Here is a 14661-nt window from a genome sequence, read left to right on the forward strand (position 1 = left end):
TTGTTCCGAGAACAGGTGTTATTCTAGAGTAAGACACCGCCCTTGCAAGCGAAACCGCAAGCATAACCGGACAGGCGCCCGCATCGCCCCTTCATTTTTGCCGCATTTTGGCGTAACGGCCCGCGCTATGTCTGCCATCTCCACCCCCCGCACCTCGCCTGTTTCCGCCCCGCGCACCTATCGCGTCAAAAGCTTTGGCTGTCAGATGAATGTCTATGACGGCCAGCGCATGGAAGAATTGCTGGCCCATCAGGGCATTGCCCCCGCGCCCGAGGGCGAGCAGGCCGATCTGGTCGTGCTCAACACCTGCCATATCCGCGAAAAGGCCGCCGAGAAGGTCTATTCCGACATTGGCCGTATCATCAAGGATGCGCGGCGTGAGGATGGCACGCAACCGCTGATCGCGGTGGCCGGTTGCGTGGCGCAGGCCGAGGGCGAGGAGATCATGGCACGTGCGCCCGCCGTGACCATGGTGGTGGGGCCTCAGGCCTATCATCGCCTGCCTGAAATGATCGCCCGCGCGGTCGATGGCGAACGCGTGACCGACACGGACATGCCCGCCGATGCCAAATTCGCGGCCCTGCCCAAGCGGCGCAGCGTGGGGCCGACGGCTTTCCTGACGGTGCAGGAAGGTTGCGACAAGTTCTGCACCTATTGCGTGGTGCCCTATACGCGCGGCGCGGAAATCAGCCGCCCCTATGCAGACCTGATCGCCGAGGCGCATCGCCTGGTCGAGGCGGGCGCCAAGGAAATCACGCTGCTGGGCCAGAATGTGAATGCCTGGGGCGGCGAGAACGGCAAGGGGCAGAAGGTCGGCCTTGACGGGCTGATCCGCGATCTGGCCGCGATCGACGGTCTGGCGCGCATCCGCTATACTACCAGCCACCCCAATGACATGAGCGATGGCCTGATCGCCGCCCATGGTGAGGTGGACAAGCTGATGCCCTTCCTGCACCTGCCGGTCCAATCGGGCAGCAACGCGATCCTCAAGGCCATGAACCGCAGCCATACGGCCGAGAGCTATCTGCGCCTGCTGGAACGCGTGCGCGAGGTGCGGCCCGATATTGCTCTCTCGGGCGATTTCATCGTCGGCTTCCCCGGCGAGAGCGAGGAGCATTTCGCCGAAACCATCGCGCTGATCGACACGGTTGGCTATGCGCAGGCCTTCAGCTTCAAATATTCTCCGCGCCCCGGCACGCCTGCGGCCACGATGGATGATCAGATCCCCGGCGAAGTGATGGACGACCGGTTGCAGCGTTTGCAGGCCGCCCTGAACCGCGACCAGCATGCCTTCAATCAGGCCAGCCTTGGCCGCACCTGCGACGTGCTGATCGAACGCAAGGGCAAGCTGCCGGGCCAATGGCTGGGCAAATCGCCGTGGCTGCAATCGGTGCATTTTCAGGGCGATTACGGCGTGGGCGACATCCTGCGCGCCGAACTGGTGCAGGCCGGGCCCAATTCGCTCACCGGGCGCGTGATCGCCCGAAACGCATAAAAAGCCGCCCCCTCCTTGCGGAAGGGGCGGCCCAGCACAGCTTCCCGACCGAAGCGCGCTGAATTAGAAAAAGAACGAGCCGTAAACCTGAAGGACGCGGCCCGTGCGCAGGTCAACCCGCACCACATCGCGGCCATAACGCACCCAACGCTGGCCGATGCCCGGAGGGGGCAGGCGGTAAACCATGGGATCGGCGATCCAATAGCGGCGGTGGTAATAATCGGGCGCGAAGCGATAGCCGGGCGCCACGGGCCGATAGACAAAGCCGCGCGGGCCGACATAGGCGGGACCACGGAACACATCGCCATGGGCGCGGCGATAATCACGCCAGTCCTCGCGATATTCCTGGCGGGCATTGCGCAGGTCGCGCATGTCGCGGCGGGCCTCACGGTAATCACCGCGCGCCATATCGCGATGGATCTCGCGGTGTTCGCGGGCAATATCGCGTTGATCGCGGCGCAGTTCATGGGCGCTCTGGGCCGAGGCAACCGTCGGAACAACAGTCGCGGCGGCCAGCGCCAGCATCAGGATCTTTCGCATCTTGCTCTCCTTTGAAACTCCGGGAGGGACGCCTGAGGAACAGGACTGGCCCCGATGAAGCCTTTATGCCCCCGTCGCCATGAACCCATTTGGAACTGGGCGCTCAGATGTCAGTCAGGTTTGTATCAATTTGTACGGCCTCCATGCATCCGCCTACGCTTTTCCACCACTGCGGCGCGCGCGGCCCCTTGGCGGATGGCATGAGGAGGCATATCTTTACCCGGTGAGCCGGTCTTGAGACTCCGGCCACAGACAAGGAGCACATGGCCCGCAAACAGATCCGCGCCGCTTTTGACCCCATCGAAGATGTGGCCTCCTTCCGCAGCCCGAACGCTCGCGCCAATCCGTCCCGACGCGCGCGAACCGAGCTGGAATTTGACGAGCCGACCATATTGGGCGCGCTCTTTGGCCAGTTTGACGCCAATCTGGTGCTGATCGAAAACCGGCTGGGGGTGTATATCTCGGCCCGTGGCAATCGCATCCTGATCGAAGGCAATGAAGACAATGTCGCCCGCGCGCGTGAAGTGCTGCAAGGCATGCACAGCCGCCTGCTCTCCGGGCAGGAAGTGGACGCAGGCGCGGTCGAATCGCTGATCGCCATGTCGGTCGAGCCCACGCTGGAAGGCATCATCACCGGGGATGAAACCCATCCCCCGATCATGATCCGCACGCGCGGCAAGACCATCGTGCCGCGCAGCCCGACCCAGATCGACTATATGCGCGCGCTGACTCGCAATGATGTGATCTTCGCCCTTGGCCCGGCGGGCACGGGCAAGACCTATATTGCCGTGGCGCAGGCCGTTTCGCAGCTCATCACCGGCAGCGTCAAGCGCCTGATCCTGAGCCGTCCGGCGGTCGAGGCGGGCGAAAAGCTCGGCTTTCTGCCCGGCGATATGAAGGACAAGGTCGATCCCTATCTGCGGCCTTTATACGATGCGCTCTTTGACTGCATGCCGCCCGAGCAGGTCGAGCGGCGTCTGGCCAATGGCGAGATCGAGGTGGCGCCCATCGCCTTCATGCGCGGTCGCACGCTGGCCGATGCCTTTGTCATCCTTGACGAGGCGCAGAACACCACGGCGGCCCAGATGAAGATGTTCCTCACCCGTTTCGGCATGAACAGCCGGATGGTGATCTGCGGCGACCCCAAGCAGGTCGACCTGCCCGGCGGCATGGCGGCCAGCGGGCTGAACGATGCAGTCGTGCGGCTTGAAGGTGTCGAGGGCATTGCCACGGTGCGCTTCAAGGGATCGGACGTGGTGCGCCACCCGATCGTGGGCCGCATTGTCGAAGCTTATGAAGGCAAGAACGAGGATTAGGCTTCGACATTCCCGCTGCCAGCGCCTAGGGGAGCCGACCTATGCTGACGCTTGAAATCGACATCGAATCCCCCTGGCCGGAAACCACTGATTGGGAAGCCCTTGCCGCCCGCGCGGCGGGGGCTTTGTCCGTGGTCGCGCCCGAACTGGCCAAGGAATGCCTGAGCACCAGCATGATTTTCACCTCGGATGCAGAGGTGCAGGTGCTGAACGCCGAATGGCGGGGCAAGGACAAGCCGACCAACGTGCTCTCCTTTCCCATGCTGGCGCGCGAGGACCTGCTCGATCTGCCCGATGACGGGCCGCCCGAATTGCTGGGCGATATTGCGCTGGCCTATGAAACCTGCGCGCGTGAGGCAATGGACAAGGGCATCGCGCTGGCCGATCATGCCTCGCACCTGATTATCCATGGTTTGCTGCATCTGGCGGGGCTCGATCACGAGATTTCCGAGGAAGATGCGCGCGAGATGGAAGTTTTGGAGATAAAGGCGCTTGCGCTGATCGGCATTGCCGACCCATATGGCGACCATCACCTTTGAATTTCTTGCAATCGGAGTAATGCACAAAGTGGCCGACATGGGCCGAACAGGGGATTCCGGCCTCGGAGAGCCGGACAGTAAGCGCTCTTTATGGCGCTCGGTTCTGCGCTTCTTTGAAGGGGGCGATCAGGATCAGTCGCTGCGCGCCCATCTGGAAGACATCATCGACGAACATGAGGAGGAAGGCAGCCCCGGCGAGGCGGGCGACCTTTCGATGCTTGAGCGGCAGATGCTGCGCAACCTGTTGCATTTTTCCGAACTGGACGCGGCCGATGTCTGCATCCCGCGCGGCCAGATCATTGCGCTGGCGCACAATGCGCCATGGCGCGATGTGCTGGCGGCCTTTGCCGAACATGGCCATTCGCGCATGCCGGTCTATCGCGAGACGCTTGATGAGGTGATCGGCATGATCCTCATCAAGGATGTGTTCCCCTATCTGGCGCGCGGCGAGGAGCCGCAGGGCAACTGGACGCGGATGATGCGCCAGCCGCTGTTTGTGCCCACCGCGCGCGGGGCGCTCGACGTGCTGGCCGACATGCGCTCCAGCCGGGTGCATCTGGCCGTGGTGGTCGATGAATATTCGGGCACCGAGGGCATCATCACTTTTGAGGATCTGGTCGAGGAAATCGTCGGCGAGATCGAGGATGAGCATGACGACGCGCCGACCGAGCTTCTGCGCCCCCTCGACGATGGTCTATGGGACGCCGATGCCAAGGTCGAACTTGACGAAGTGGGCAAGCGGGTCGATCCGCGCCTCGCCGCAGTCGAAGAAGACATTGATACGCTGGGCGGGCTGGCCTTTGTGCTGTCCGGCCATGTGCCGCCGGTGGGTGCGCGGATCGCACATGCCAGCGGCTGGGTCATCGAAGTAACCGAGGCTGACGAGCGCCACGTGATTCGCCTTCGCCTGCATCCGCCCGCCAGCCATGGCGCACAAGAGGACTGATCGATCATGCCCGCCACCCGCCGCCTGCCCCCCCTGCGCGCGCTGGAAGCCTTTGTCCGCACGGTCCGCCTCGGCTCGGCCAAAGCCGCAGCCAGCGAACTGGGCCTGAGCCCTTCGGCGCTCTCGCGCCGCGTGGGCGCGCTCGAGGATTTCGTGGGCAAGCGTCTGTTCACCCGCCAGCATCAGGCGATGAAGCTGACCGATGACGGCCATGCGTTTTATGCCGCCGTCAGCCCCAAGCTGGAAGATCTGGCCGAAGCGGTCGAATCACAGATGGAGGCCAGCAATGTGATGCGCCTGCATCTGGGGGTTCCGGCGCTGTTTGCAGGCACACGCCTGTTTCCGCGCCTGCCCGAATTGCGCAAGCTGCATCCGCGCCTGCATATCGACTTTGATACAGGCGCCCAGCTCGAATCGGAACTGGGCGATTCGATCGATGCGGCTATCGTGCTGTCCAAGGAGCCCGATCCCGCGCTCCATTCGGTTCGGCTCGATCATAACAAGATCCACGCCTTCGCCTCGCCCGCGCTGGCCGCCGAGATCGGCGCGACGCCCGATCTGGCCCGGCTGTCAAAACAGACTTTCGTGATCTCGACCGATCTGCCCGAAAGCCTTGATGTGTGGAAGGGCGCGCTGGGGCTGGAGCGGCTGGAACCGGCGGCCATCGACCATTTCGATTCGGCCCAGTTGATCATCGCCGCAGCGGTTCAGGGGCTGGGCATCGCCATCGTCCATGACGACCACTTCCTGCGCCCTGGTGATGACCGACTGGTCCGCCTGTTCGACGCCGATATTGACAGCCCCTACAGCTATTGGTTCGTGTGCCGCCCGCGCGCGCTGGAAACGCGTCCGGTGCGGATCTTCCACGATTGGCTGATCAAGGCCGGGCTTTAAGCCCTGCCTTAGGCAGCGTTGCGCAGCCCGTCGCGGGTTGAGCGGCGCGCCAGCGTAAAGCGCTGCACCACGCCCGACAGACGCTCGGCCTCATGGGCCAGTGAACGCGAGGCGGCGGTCGATTCCTCGACCAGCGCGGCATTTTGCTGGGTGGCCATGTCCAGTTCGTTCAGCACCTGATTGACGCCCGCAATGGCCTCGGATTGCTGGGCCGCATTGCTGGCCAGCGTGGAGAGCATGCCCGCGACTTCGGTCGAACGCTCGACGATGCGCTCAAGACTGGCTTGCGTCCGGCTGACCATGTCGACGCCCGCGCGCACCTCTTCGCCCGAATGGACGATCAGCGCGCCGATCTCCTTGGCCGCAAGCGCGCTGCGCTCGGCCAGATTGCGCACTTCAGTGGCCACCACGGCAAAGCCGCGACCGGCATCCCCCGCCCGCGCCGCCTCGACCCCGGCGTTGAGCGCCAGAAGGTTGGTCTGGAACGAAATGCCGTCGATGATCTCGACAATCGAGCGCATCTTTTCCGAGGTCGCCGCGATGGATTGCATCGCCGCCACTGCACCGCGCATCAACTGGCCGCTGTTCGAGGCCTCCTGCTCGGCCTCATGCGCCGATCCGGCCACGCTGGTCACGCCCTGCCCGGTTCGGGCCACCGAGTTGGCAAGTTCGCGCACGGTATTGGCCGTATTGCCCAGCGATGCAGCCTGAAGCTCTGTGCGATGGGCCAGATCCTGCGCCGCCGAGGAAATCTCGCCAGCACCCGAACGCACCGCGTTGGAGGACACCGAAACGGCCGAAATCTGTTCGGACAGAGAGGCGGCCGTGGCATTGAAATCATTGCGCAACTGTTCGTATTCGGCCGGAAACTCCTCATCCAACCGTTCATCGAGCCGCCCCTGACGCAACGCCGCCAGACCGCGTTCCAGCGCGCCGGTGATCTTTTGCTGCACGGCCAGTTTCGCCTCGGCTTCGGCACGGCTGCGATTGGCGATCGATTGGCGGATTTCCTCCAGCGCGCGCGCTATGTCGCCCAATTCGTCGCGTTTGTCGATGCCGGGGATATCGCGGTCCAGATCGCCCGCCGCCATATCGCCCATCGCGTCCTTAAGCCGCGACACAGGCCGCGTCACACGCAGCGAGAACATCAGCAGCACCAGCATGCCAATGACGACACCCAACACGCCCAGCACAATGTTGCGCTTGACCGCCGTGTCAGCCTGCGCCAGCACGCGGCTCGAAATGTCGCTGCTCATTTTGACGTTATAGTCTTTGTCGGCCTCAATCGCAGCCTGCAGCGCGCGAGAATGATCAACAATGCTGCCATTGAAAAGTGCAACGGCCTCATCATGCCGATTGTTCAATGTGGCGGCGCGAATAGCCTCAACGTCCTGGCGAAACACAGCCCAGTGGTGGACAGCATCCTCGTAAAGCCGCGTATCTTCCTTGTCGCTGAGCAACTTCTTGTAATCGGCAAGACCCTGTTCGGCTTTGGCCATCGCCTTGTCGAGCAATGCCGATTGCTCGGCCGCATCATCGGGCGATTGCGCCAGAATCATGCGCGACATGCGGATGCGCGCGATTTCAAAGTCGATGATGATCTTGTTGAGCTTGTCGACACTGGGCACGGAATTGCCGGCCAGATAAGCCATATCTGTGCGCATGGTCGCCGCACCCTGAACGGACAGCGCGGCCCCCACACCGATGATGGCCGCTAATGAAAGCGAACCTGCGGCGACAAGTGTGCTGATTTTTGCGCGAGCGAGCACGGACTATCCTCTCGAGACTGTCCGTTTATTATCTTGGCAAGCGATGGAGATCGGTTGAACCGATGGCTAAGGACCAGCCCTCAGCAAGAGTTAACGATTGGTGCAAAAGCCAGGACTGCCCCCGCGCCCTCCGTCAGAGGCAGAGCGCGGGGGCAGTCCTTGAGATCAGGCTGCCGACACCACAGCCTTGACGATCTTGCCCGGATTACGGGGCGGTTCGCCCTTGGGCAGCGCGTCGATGAATTCCATGCCCGACTGGACAACGCCCCAAACCGTGTACTGGCGGTCGAGGAAGGTCGCGTCATCAAAGCAGATGAAGAACTGGCTGTTGGCCGAGTGCGGATAGGAGGTGCGCGCCATCGAGCACACGCCGCGCACATGCGGCTCGTTGTTGAATTCGGCCTTCAAGTCAGGCTTGTCGCTGCCGCCGGTGCCGGTGCCGTTGGGACAGCCGCCCTGGGCCATGAAGCCGGGGATCACGCGGTGGAACGTGATGCCGTCATAAAAGCCTTCGCCGACCAGTTCCTTGATGCGTTCCACGTGGCCGGGGGCCAGATCAGGGCGCAGCTTGATGACAACATCGCCGATGCCGTTGCCGGTATCCACGGTGAAGGTGAGAATTTCGTCGGCCATGGGTAAAGCTCCTGTATGGGCGTTCCTGTGTGGGTATTGGGCGAGGATTGGCCATCATCGCCCTTTTCTGGCCGCGCTGATAAAGGGGCCCCGCGCCCAAGGCCAGCAGTTTGTGCGGTCCCTTGCGTTAAACGCATCCTGCACGGTTGCTTTTATTCGCTTAATGCCTAATCCCCTTCCCCCATGACTGTCGAGCCTGTCGATCCTCTCTATGCCGATGCCCCCAACGCCGAGAACGAGGCGGTGGAGGAAAACACGCGCCATGACAGTCTGGACGAGGACAACCAGTTGAAGGGGGAATTCGTCCGCCGGGTCCGCGCGGCCCTTGACGCAGGTGAGGTCGATGCGGTCTATGCACTGGTCGAGCCGCTGCATCCGGCCGACGTGGCCGACCTGTTCGAACAGGTCGATGCCGATGAGCGTCCGGCGCTGGCCGATGCCATTTCCGACCTGATGGGCGGCGAGGTCTTTGCCGAACTGAACGACCACGTGCGCGAGGCGCTGGTCGATGAACTTTCGGCCGGAGACATTGCCGACATTGCCGAGGAGATGGAGACCGACGACGCGGTCGCGCTGCTCGAAGACCTTGAGCCGGAAGAACAGCAGGCGGTTCTGGCCGAAATGGAGCCGGAAGAGCGCGCCGCCATCGAATCCGCGCTTGCCTATCCCGAGGAGACCGCAGGCCGCCTGATGAGCCGCGATTACATCGCGGTGGGCGAGCATATGAGCGTGGGCGAGCTGATCCACTATCTGCGCGACAATAAGGATCTGGCCACCGAATTCTGGGAAGTGTTCATCGTCGACGCGCGCCACCATCCGGTCGGCACGTGCCAGCTTTCCTGGATCCTGCGCACCGATCGCCATGTCACGCTCTCCAATGTGATGAAGCGCGACCAGACGCTGATCCCGGTGGGCATGGATCAGGAAGAGGTCGCGCTGCGTTTCCAGAAATACGCGCTGATTTCAGCCGCCGTGGTCGATGAAAGCGGGCGTCTGGTGGGCCAGATCACGGTCGACGACGTGGTCCACATCATTCAGGAAGAAGCCAGCGAGGACATCCTGCGCCTGTCGGGCGCGGGCGATGGTGACATTAACGAGCCGATCCTGATGACGGTGCGCACGCGCCTGTCATGGCTGGTGGTCAATCTGGGCACGGCGATCATCGCCTCGTCGGTGGTCGGCCTGTTTCAGGGGGCGATTGCACGATTCGCGCTGCTGGCCGTGCTGATGCCGATTGTTTCGGGCATGGGCGGCAATGCGGGCACCCAGACGCTGGCCGTGGTGGTGCGCGCGATTGCCACCAATGAATTGACCAGTTCGAACACGATCCGCATGGTCCTGCGCGAATTGCGCATCGCGATCGCCAATGGCCTGTCGCTGGGCCTGATGATCGGCACGGGCACGATGCTGCTTTTCGGCAATCCGCATCTGGGTGCGGTGATCGGCGCGGCGATGGTCATCAACAATCTGGTGGCGGGCCTCGCGGGCATATTGGTTCCGGTCACGCTGGACCGGCTGCGGATTGATCCAGCCGTCTCTTCGGCCGTATTTGTCACCACGGCCACCGATGTCATGGGCTTTTTCTCCTTCCTCGGCCTTGCCGTTCTGACGGGACTTGCCTGATGCCTCTTAACATGACGAAAGTCGCCTATGGCGCGCAATCCATGGCCGAAATCCACGAATGGTTCTCGCCCGAAGGCCGGCGCGGGGGCGCCAAGGTGGCGCGGCTGACCACGCGCAACCGGCCCAAGCGAGCGGCCGAGATGATCGGCGGTTCGCTGTTCTGGATCTTCAAACATCAATTGGTCGCGCGCAGTGAAATCCTTGGATTTGAAGAGGATGAAGGCGGGCGCACCGCGATCCTGATTTCAACCGATCTGATTGATGTCGTGCCCACGCCGCGCCGCGCGCATCAGGGCTGGCGCTATCTTGAAGCCAAGGATGCCCCGGCCGATCTGGCCGGCGGAGACAATGGTGATGTCCTGCCCGCCAGCGTGGCGGCCGAACTGGCGAAACTGGGGCTGGTTTAATCGCCTAGCGGTGCTCGTGGATCGGGCGGATCTCGATCACGCTGGGCACCGGCATCGGATTGGGACAGCGCCGCGCCCAATCCACCGCCTCGTCCATATCTTTCACTTCCCATAGCCAGAAACCGGCGACCAGTTCCTCGCTGGGCGTGAAGGGGCCATTGAGAATGTCGCGGCTCGCGCCGTCAAACAGGATGCGCTTGCCCTGATCCGATGCCGCCAGCCCCTCGGCCATGATCAGCACGCCCGCCTCACGCAGCGCATCGTTGAAGCGCCCCATCGAGGCCATCATCTCCTGTGTCCAGCCGAGATCGAACCGGCCCGCTTCGCTTTCCTCCGTCGCCTTGACCATCACCAGAACGCGCATCGCCTAATCCTCCAGCCAGTCCGCCAGCAAATGCCACGCCACCGCCGTGCGCGAAGGCGCGCTGAAGGCCGCCCCATCCTCGCCCCGGTCGCGCGCATGCATGGCCTCGACCACTTCGGCACGGGTGAACCAGCGGGCATCTTCCAACTCGCTGTGGTCGATGGTCAGCGCCGGATCATCGGCAAAGGCATGGGCCGCGATCATCAGGCTGGAAGGGAACGGCCAAGGCTGGCTGGCGACATAGCGCACATCGCGGACCTTGACGCCGGCCTCTTCGAAAATCTCGCGGGCAACGGCTTCCTCGATGCTCTCGCCCGGCTCGACAAACCCGGCCAGCGCCGAATAGCGATGCGGCGGAAAACGCGGTTGACGGCCCAACAGAAGGTGCCCTTCATGCTCGACCGACATGATGACCACCGGATCGGTGCGGGGGAAATGCTGCGCCCCGCAGGCGCCGCAATCGCGCTGCCATCCGCCCTTGGCGGGCGCCGTCGCCCCGCCGCAGCGCGCACAGAACCGATGCCGCGCATGCCAGCCCACCAGCGCCCGCGCCGCGCCATAAATGGCGATCTCGCCATGATCCATGCCGTTCAGCGCCTGCCACAGGTTAAAACTGGCGGGTGCCGTACTGGCCTGGTCGGGGGCGGGCACCGGGGCAAAATGGCCAATGCCAGACACGTCCAGACCGAGAAACACCGTTTCGCATTTTGGCGCTTCACCGGCCTCGGTCCAGATCAGTGCGCCGCCGTCAAGATCGGGTTCCAGCCCCTCCATCTGCAACAACCGCCCGCCCCGCGCCCAGAGCGCCGCCAGACGCGCTGGATCGGAACGCACCGCGTCGGCGCGGTCCAGAGGGTTGCCGGTAAAAGTGATCGGGGAACGCATGTTCATCCTCTTCCTGCCATGGCAAGCGCGGCGGCGCGGGCATAGAGCGTGGGCAATCCGGCCTCGTCAAGTCTGTCGAGCGGCCACCATTCGCCCTCGCCCGATGGATTATCACCGCCCTGTGACACCATCACGGCCAAATCGAGCGCGACATGGGTAAAGACATGCGCCACCCTGCCCACCTCGCGCCACGCACCGGCCAGCGGCGCCTGCGCCGACCCGTCGGCCCGCGCATTCCAGCCATCGTCGGGCAGCGCGCGCATCCCCCCCAGCATCCCGCTGGCCGGGCGGCGGATCAACCAGACCGCGCCGTCGCGCTCGATCCACCATGCATGGCCGATGCGCTGCGCCTTGGCCTTCTTGGGCGGTTTGACCGGCAATTGCTCGGCCCGCACCTGCCCCCGGCAATCGCTGCGCAGGGGGCAGATCAGACATTGCGGCGCGCGTACGCTGCAGATCCCTGCGCCCAGATCCATCATCGCCTGGGCAAAATCGCCGCTGCGCACGTCAGGCGTGATGGCATCAGCAGCCTCGCGGATGGCAGCGCGCGCGGCGGGCAGAGGCTGCTCAATGTCAAACAGGCGGGCCACCACGCGCTCGACATTGGCATCGACCACCACGGCGCGCTGGCCAAAGGCGATCGCCGCCACCGCCGCCGCCGTATAGGCCCCAAGCCCCGGCAAGGCGCGCAATCCTGCCTCATCCTCCGGGAAGCCGCCGCGCGCCGCCACGACCCTTGCGCATTCGACCAAACGCCGCGCCCGCGAATAATAGCCAAGCCCCGCCCATGCCGCCATCACCTCATCCTCCGGCGCTGCGGCCAGCGCAGCCACATCGGCCCAGCGCGTGGTAAAACGCTCGAAATAGGGGATGACGGCCGCGACCGTCGTCTGTTGCAGCATGACTTCGGAGAGCCACACACGATAGGGATCGGCCCGGTTGGCGCCGGGCGGCATGCGCCAAGGCAGGCTGCGCGCATGGGTGTCATACCAATCGAGCAATGCCTGCGCGACTGATCCTGCACGCGGGGCATCGAGTTTACCGCATTTCACGCTCTGGCCTCTGGCATCCATGGGGCGGCTATGGCATGGCTGGGCAGGTATGGAAAGGGATAGGCCAAATACACCAAGGGGCAGCAAAAGCCCCTCGCCATTGCGCGACGATAGGGCGGGCAGGGAAAAACCGCGTGCAACCCAATCGCGCGTGGGCAAGCCCTATGAGCGCCCGCGCGGTGGACAGGCGCGCGCCATTGCCGAACTGATGCCCGATATCGGGCGCACAGCCTTTCGCCGCTTCGGCTTTGTGCAATCCAGTGTGGTGACGCGCTGGCCCGAAATCGTGGGGCCCCATCACGCCAATGTCTGCATGCCCGAGGCGATCCGTTTCCCCCCCGGCGAGAAAAGCGACGGCATCCTGCAACTGGTGGTTTTGCCTGCTCATGCGCCGATCATCACCCATGTGATCCCCGAAATCATCGAGCGGGTGAACCGCTTCTTTGGCTATCAGGCGGTGTCCAAGGTGAAGATGCGGCAGGGCGAGGTGATGGCTCGCCCCCAAAGCCCCGCCCGCGCCGCGCCGCCCAGCCTGAAGCCGATCCCTATCGAACTGGGCGATTCGCTGCGCGACATCGGCGACCCCGAATTGAAGGCGGTTCTCGAATCGCTGGCCCGCAGCATCGCCCGTCAGGACGAAGCGTGACGATTTCTGTTTTCAGCAAAGGACTCTGGATGCTTGCTCCCCTTCGCATGATGGCTGCTGTTGTTCTGGCGCTTGGGCTGAGCGCCGCGCCTGCACAGGCGGCCCCGGCCAAACCCGCGGCCAGCATTGGCACATGGGGCGCCAAAGTTGCCGTCAGCCCGGTGGGCGGGCATATCCAGGGCAACCCGGCCGCCGCGCACAAGCTGATCGAATATATGAGCTATACCTGCCCGCATTGCGCCCATTTCGAGGCCGAGACGGCGCTGCCGCTGCGCATGGGGCCGGTGGGCGGCGGGCAATTGTCGTTCGAGGTGCGCCATCTGGTGCGCGATCCCATCGACATCACCATTGCCATGCTGACCAATTGCGCGCCGCCGGTAAAATTCTTCCCCCTGCATCACAAGTTTCTGGCGCAGCAGGACCAGTGGTTCGCCACCGCGCAGAAGCTGACCGAGGCGCAGACCAAGCGCTGGAACGAAGGCCAGATGCCCGAGCGGATGCGCGCGATTGCCTCGGATCTGAAATTCTATGACATCGCCGCAGGTGCGGGCCTGACCCATGCGCAGGCCGACGCCTGTTTCGCCAACGAGGCCACGTTGCGCCGCGTGATCGCCCAGACCAAGGAAGCACAGGAACTGGGCGCGACCGGCACGCCCGCCTTCACGCTGGACGGCAAGCTTCTCGAAGAACATGACTGGGCCGGATTGCAGCCCAAGCTGGCCGCCGTTCTCAAGTAAATCCGTTTCATTCTTTTGCCCCCCGTTTCATTCTTTGCCCAAGGATAGGTCGCAAGATGATGTTTGCCCCGCTTTCCACCCGTACCTTGACCATGCTGGCCGTGGCGCCGCTCGCGCTGGGCCTTGCCGCCTGCAACAAGTCGGACAGCGGCGCTGCCACCGCGCCCGCCGGCAGCGTTGCCGCCGTGGCCCCGCCCGCAGGCAAGGCTTGGGCCGAAACCTTTACCAAGACCGAGGATGGCGACGGCATCATCGTGGGCAACCCCAAGGCCGCCATCAAGATGGTCGAATATGGCTCGCTCTCCTGCCCCCACTGCGCGAAACTGGCACAGGACGGGATGAGCGCGCTGACCGGCAATTACATCGCCAGCGGCAAGGTCAGCCTTGAATTCCGCAGCTTTGCCATCCACCCGCAGGACATTCCGCTGACGGTTCTGGCGCGCTGCGGGGGCGATGATGCCTATTTCGGCCTGATCGAACAGGTTTACACCAATTTCGACGCGATGAATTCTCAGTCCAAGGAGCAGTATGATCAGGCCTCGGCCGCGATGAAACTGCCCGCCGCGCAGCGCTATCCGGCGATTGCCGATGCGCTTGGCTATACCGCCTTCTTCTCGGCGCGCGGTCTGCCCGAGGCGCAGCAACGCCAGTGCCTTGCCGACCTGCCCCGCGCCGAGGCCGTGGCCAAGGCCTCCGAAGCGATCAGCGCCAAGGGCATCAATTCGACCCCGACCGTATTCATCAACGGCAGCAAGGTTGAGGGCTCCGAGTGGAAGAATGTCGAAGCCGCGCTGAAGGCTGCGGGCGCCTGATAG

At 63.7% G+C, this 14661-nt stretch carries 16 protein-coding genes; 10 read left to right on the forward strand and 6 right to left on the reverse strand.

Translation table 11 applies throughout. The features are described 5' to 3' along the window. Positions 1 to 127: 127 nt before the first annotated feature. Positions 128 to 1495 (forward strand): tRNA (N6-isopentenyl adenosine(37)-C2)-methylthiotransferase MiaB, encoded by a 1368-nt coding sequence (gene miaB, locus PQ457_RS11235; RefSeq protein WP_273616951.1) that lies wholly within the window; start codon positions 128 to 130, stop codon positions 1493 to 1495. A 63-nt stretch (positions 1496 to 1558) separates the two neighbouring features. Here the strand turns inward: miaB and PQ457_RS11240 are convergent, their stop codons facing one another. Beyond that, the gene (locus PQ457_RS11240; protein ID WP_273616952.1) at positions 1559 to 2035 is read right to left on the reverse strand and encodes an RcnB family protein; all 477 of its coding nucleotides are present in this window, start codon (positions 2033 to 2035) and stop codon (positions 1559 to 1561) included. 263 nt (positions 2036 to 2298) lie between these two features. On the opposite strand from PQ457_RS11240, the gene PQ457_RS11245 reads away from it, so the two are divergent. From PQ457_RS11245 to PQ457_RS11260, 4 genes are read left to right on the forward strand one after another with little or no spacing between them, the layout of a single operon-like run. Then, a complete protein-coding gene (locus PQ457_RS11245; protein ID WP_168603771.1) occupies positions 2299 to 3351 on the forward strand; it encodes a PhoH family protein in 1053 nt (350 codons plus the stop codon). Between the two features lie 44 nt (positions 3352 to 3395). Further along, on the forward strand, positions 3396 to 3890 hold the full coding sequence (gene ybeY, locus PQ457_RS11250; protein ID WP_273619310.1) for an rRNA maturation RNase YbeY: 495 nt from the start codon (positions 3396 to 3398) through the stop codon (positions 3888 to 3890). Positions 3891 to 3918: 28 nt separating this feature from the next. Beyond that, the gene (locus tag PQ457_RS11255) at positions 3919 to 4836 is read left to right on the forward strand and encodes a hemolysin family protein (protein ID WP_273619311.1); all 918 of its coding nucleotides are present in this window, start codon (positions 3919 to 3921) and stop codon (positions 4834 to 4836) included. A gap of 6 nt (positions 4837 to 4842) precedes the next feature. Further along, entirely contained in the window at positions 4843 to 5730 is an 888-nt protein-coding gene (locus PQ457_RS11260; protein WP_168603772.1) for a LysR substrate-binding domain-containing protein, read from the forward strand. An 8-nt stretch (positions 5731 to 5738) separates the two neighbouring features. Here PQ457_RS11260 and PQ457_RS11265 read toward each other — a convergent pair whose 3' ends face one another. Further along, positions 5739 to 7499, reverse strand: coding sequence for a methyl-accepting chemotaxis protein (locus PQ457_RS11265; RefSeq protein ID WP_273616953.1), 1761 nt, complete (start codon positions 7497 to 7499; stop codon positions 5739 to 5741). 165 nt (positions 7500 to 7664) lie between these two features. Next, entirely contained in the window at positions 7665 to 8132 is a 468-nt protein-coding gene (locus PQ457_RS11270; RefSeq protein ID WP_273616954.1) for a peptidylprolyl isomerase, read from the reverse strand. Between the two features lie 183 nt (positions 8133 to 8315). Between PQ457_RS11270 and mgtE the strand changes: the two genes are divergently transcribed. Together mgtE and PQ457_RS11280 are read left to right on the forward strand one after the other, a co-directional pair. Continuing rightward, positions 8316 to 9755 (forward strand): magnesium transporter, encoded by a 1440-nt coding sequence (gene mgtE / locus PQ457_RS11275; RefSeq protein WP_273616955.1) that lies wholly within the window; start codon positions 8316 to 8318, stop codon positions 9753 to 9755. Further along, positions 9755 to 10162 carry a DUF1489 domain-containing protein gene (locus tag PQ457_RS11280; protein ID WP_273616956.1) on the forward strand — a complete coding sequence of 136 codons (408 nt, stop codon included), beginning with the start codon at positions 9755 to 9757 and terminating at the stop codon, positions 10160 to 10162. Before mgtE ends, PQ457_RS11280 begins: the two co-directional genes overlap by 1 nt. Before the next feature lie 4 nt (positions 10163 to 10166). On the opposite strand, the gene PQ457_RS11285 is transcribed toward PQ457_RS11280, so the two are convergent. The 3 genes from PQ457_RS11285 to PQ457_RS11295 are packed head-to-tail and all read right to left on the reverse strand — an operon-like array spanning position 10167 to position 12484. After that, a complete protein-coding gene (locus PQ457_RS11285; protein ID WP_273616957.1) occupies positions 10167 to 10526 on the reverse strand; it encodes a YciI family protein in 360 nt (119 codons plus the stop codon). A gap of 3 nt (positions 10527 to 10529) precedes the next feature. Further along, positions 10530 to 11411, reverse strand: coding sequence for an NAD(+) diphosphatase (gene nudC, locus PQ457_RS11290; RefSeq protein ID WP_273619312.1), 882 nt, complete (start codon positions 11409 to 11411; stop codon positions 10530 to 10532). Positions 11412 to 11413: 2 nt separating this feature from the next. Further along, complete coding sequence (locus PQ457_RS11295; RefSeq protein WP_273616958.1) at positions 11414 to 12484, reverse strand: A/G-specific adenine glycosylase; 1071 nt, start codon at positions 12482 to 12484, stop codon at positions 11414 to 11416. Between the two features lie 187 nt (positions 12485 to 12671). On the opposite strand from PQ457_RS11295, the gene PQ457_RS11300 reads away from it, so the two are divergent. Genes PQ457_RS11300 through PQ457_RS11310 form a run of 3 tightly spaced genes read left to right on the forward strand, consistent with a single transcriptional unit; the run spans position 12672 to position 14658 of the window. After that, entirely contained in the window at positions 12672 to 13109 is a 438-nt protein-coding gene (locus PQ457_RS11300; protein ID WP_273619313.1) for a DUF721 domain-containing protein, read from the forward strand. A gap of 47 nt (positions 13110 to 13156) precedes the next feature. Beyond that, the gene (locus tag PQ457_RS11305; RefSeq protein WP_273616959.1) at positions 13157 to 13846 is read left to right on the forward strand and encodes a thioredoxin domain-containing protein; all 690 of its coding nucleotides are present in this window, start codon (positions 13157 to 13159) and stop codon (positions 13844 to 13846) included. Positions 13847 to 13902: 56 nt separating this feature from the next. Then, positions 13903 to 14658 (forward strand): thioredoxin domain-containing protein, encoded by a 756-nt coding sequence (locus tag PQ457_RS11310; protein WP_273616960.1) that lies wholly within the window; start codon positions 13903 to 13905, stop codon positions 14656 to 14658. Positions 14659 to 14661: the final 3 nt, after the last annotated feature.

Origin of the sequence: Novosphingobium humi, from assembly GCF_028607105.1 — a bacterium.
Classification (GTDB): domain Bacteria; phylum Pseudomonadota; class Alphaproteobacteria; order Sphingomonadales; family Sphingomonadaceae; genus Novosphingobium; species Novosphingobium humi.

Excerpts from the sequence above, each read along its gene's own strand:
- miaB (WP_273616951.1), top strand. The coding sequence starts at position 128 with ATGTCTGCCATCTCCACCCCCCGCACCTCGCCTGTTTCCGCCCCGCGC.
- PQ457_RS11240 (WP_273616952.1), bottom strand. The coding sequence starts at position 2,035 with ATGCGAAAGATCCTGATGCTGGCGCTGGCCGCCGCGACTGTTGTTCCG.
- PQ457_RS11245 (WP_168603771.1), top strand. The coding sequence starts at position 2,299 with ATGGCCCGCAAACAGATCCGCGCCGCTTTTGACCCCATCGAAGATGTG.
- PQ457_RS11260 (WP_168603772.1), top strand. The coding sequence starts at position 4,843 with ATGCCCGCCACCCGCCGCCTGCCCCCCCTGCGCGCGCTGGAAGCCTTT.
- PQ457_RS11270 (WP_273616954.1), bottom strand. The coding sequence starts at position 8,132 with ATGGCCGACGAAATTCTCACCTTCACCGTGGATACCGGCAACGGCATC.
- mgtE (WP_273616955.1), top strand. The coding sequence starts at position 8,316 with ATGACTGTCGAGCCTGTCGATCCTCTCTATGCCGATGCCCCCAACGCC.
- PQ457_RS11280 (WP_273616956.1), top strand. The coding sequence starts at position 9,755 with ATGCCTCTTAACATGACGAAAGTCGCCTATGGCGCGCAATCCATGGCC.
- PQ457_RS11285 (WP_273616957.1), bottom strand. The coding sequence starts at position 10,526 with ATGCGCGTTCTGGTGATGGTCAAGGCGACGGAGGAAAGCGAAGCGGGC.
- nudC (WP_273619312.1), bottom strand. The coding sequence starts at position 11,411 with ATGCGTTCCCCGATCACTTTTACCGGCAACCCTCTGGACCGCGCCGAC.
- PQ457_RS11295 (WP_273616958.1), bottom strand. The coding sequence starts at position 12,484 with ATGGATGCCAGAGGCCAGAGCGTGAAATGCGGTAAACTCGATGCCCCG.
- PQ457_RS11300 (WP_273619313.1), top strand. The coding sequence starts at position 12,672 with ATGCCCGATATCGGGCGCACAGCCTTTCGCCGCTTCGGCTTTGTGCAA.
- PQ457_RS11305 (WP_273616959.1), top strand. The coding sequence starts at position 13,157 with ATGATGGCTGCTGTTGTTCTGGCGCTTGGGCTGAGCGCCGCGCCTGCA.
- PQ457_RS11310 (WP_273616960.1), top strand. The coding sequence starts at position 13,903 with ATGATGTTTGCCCCGCTTTCCACCCGTACCTTGACCATGCTGGCCGTG.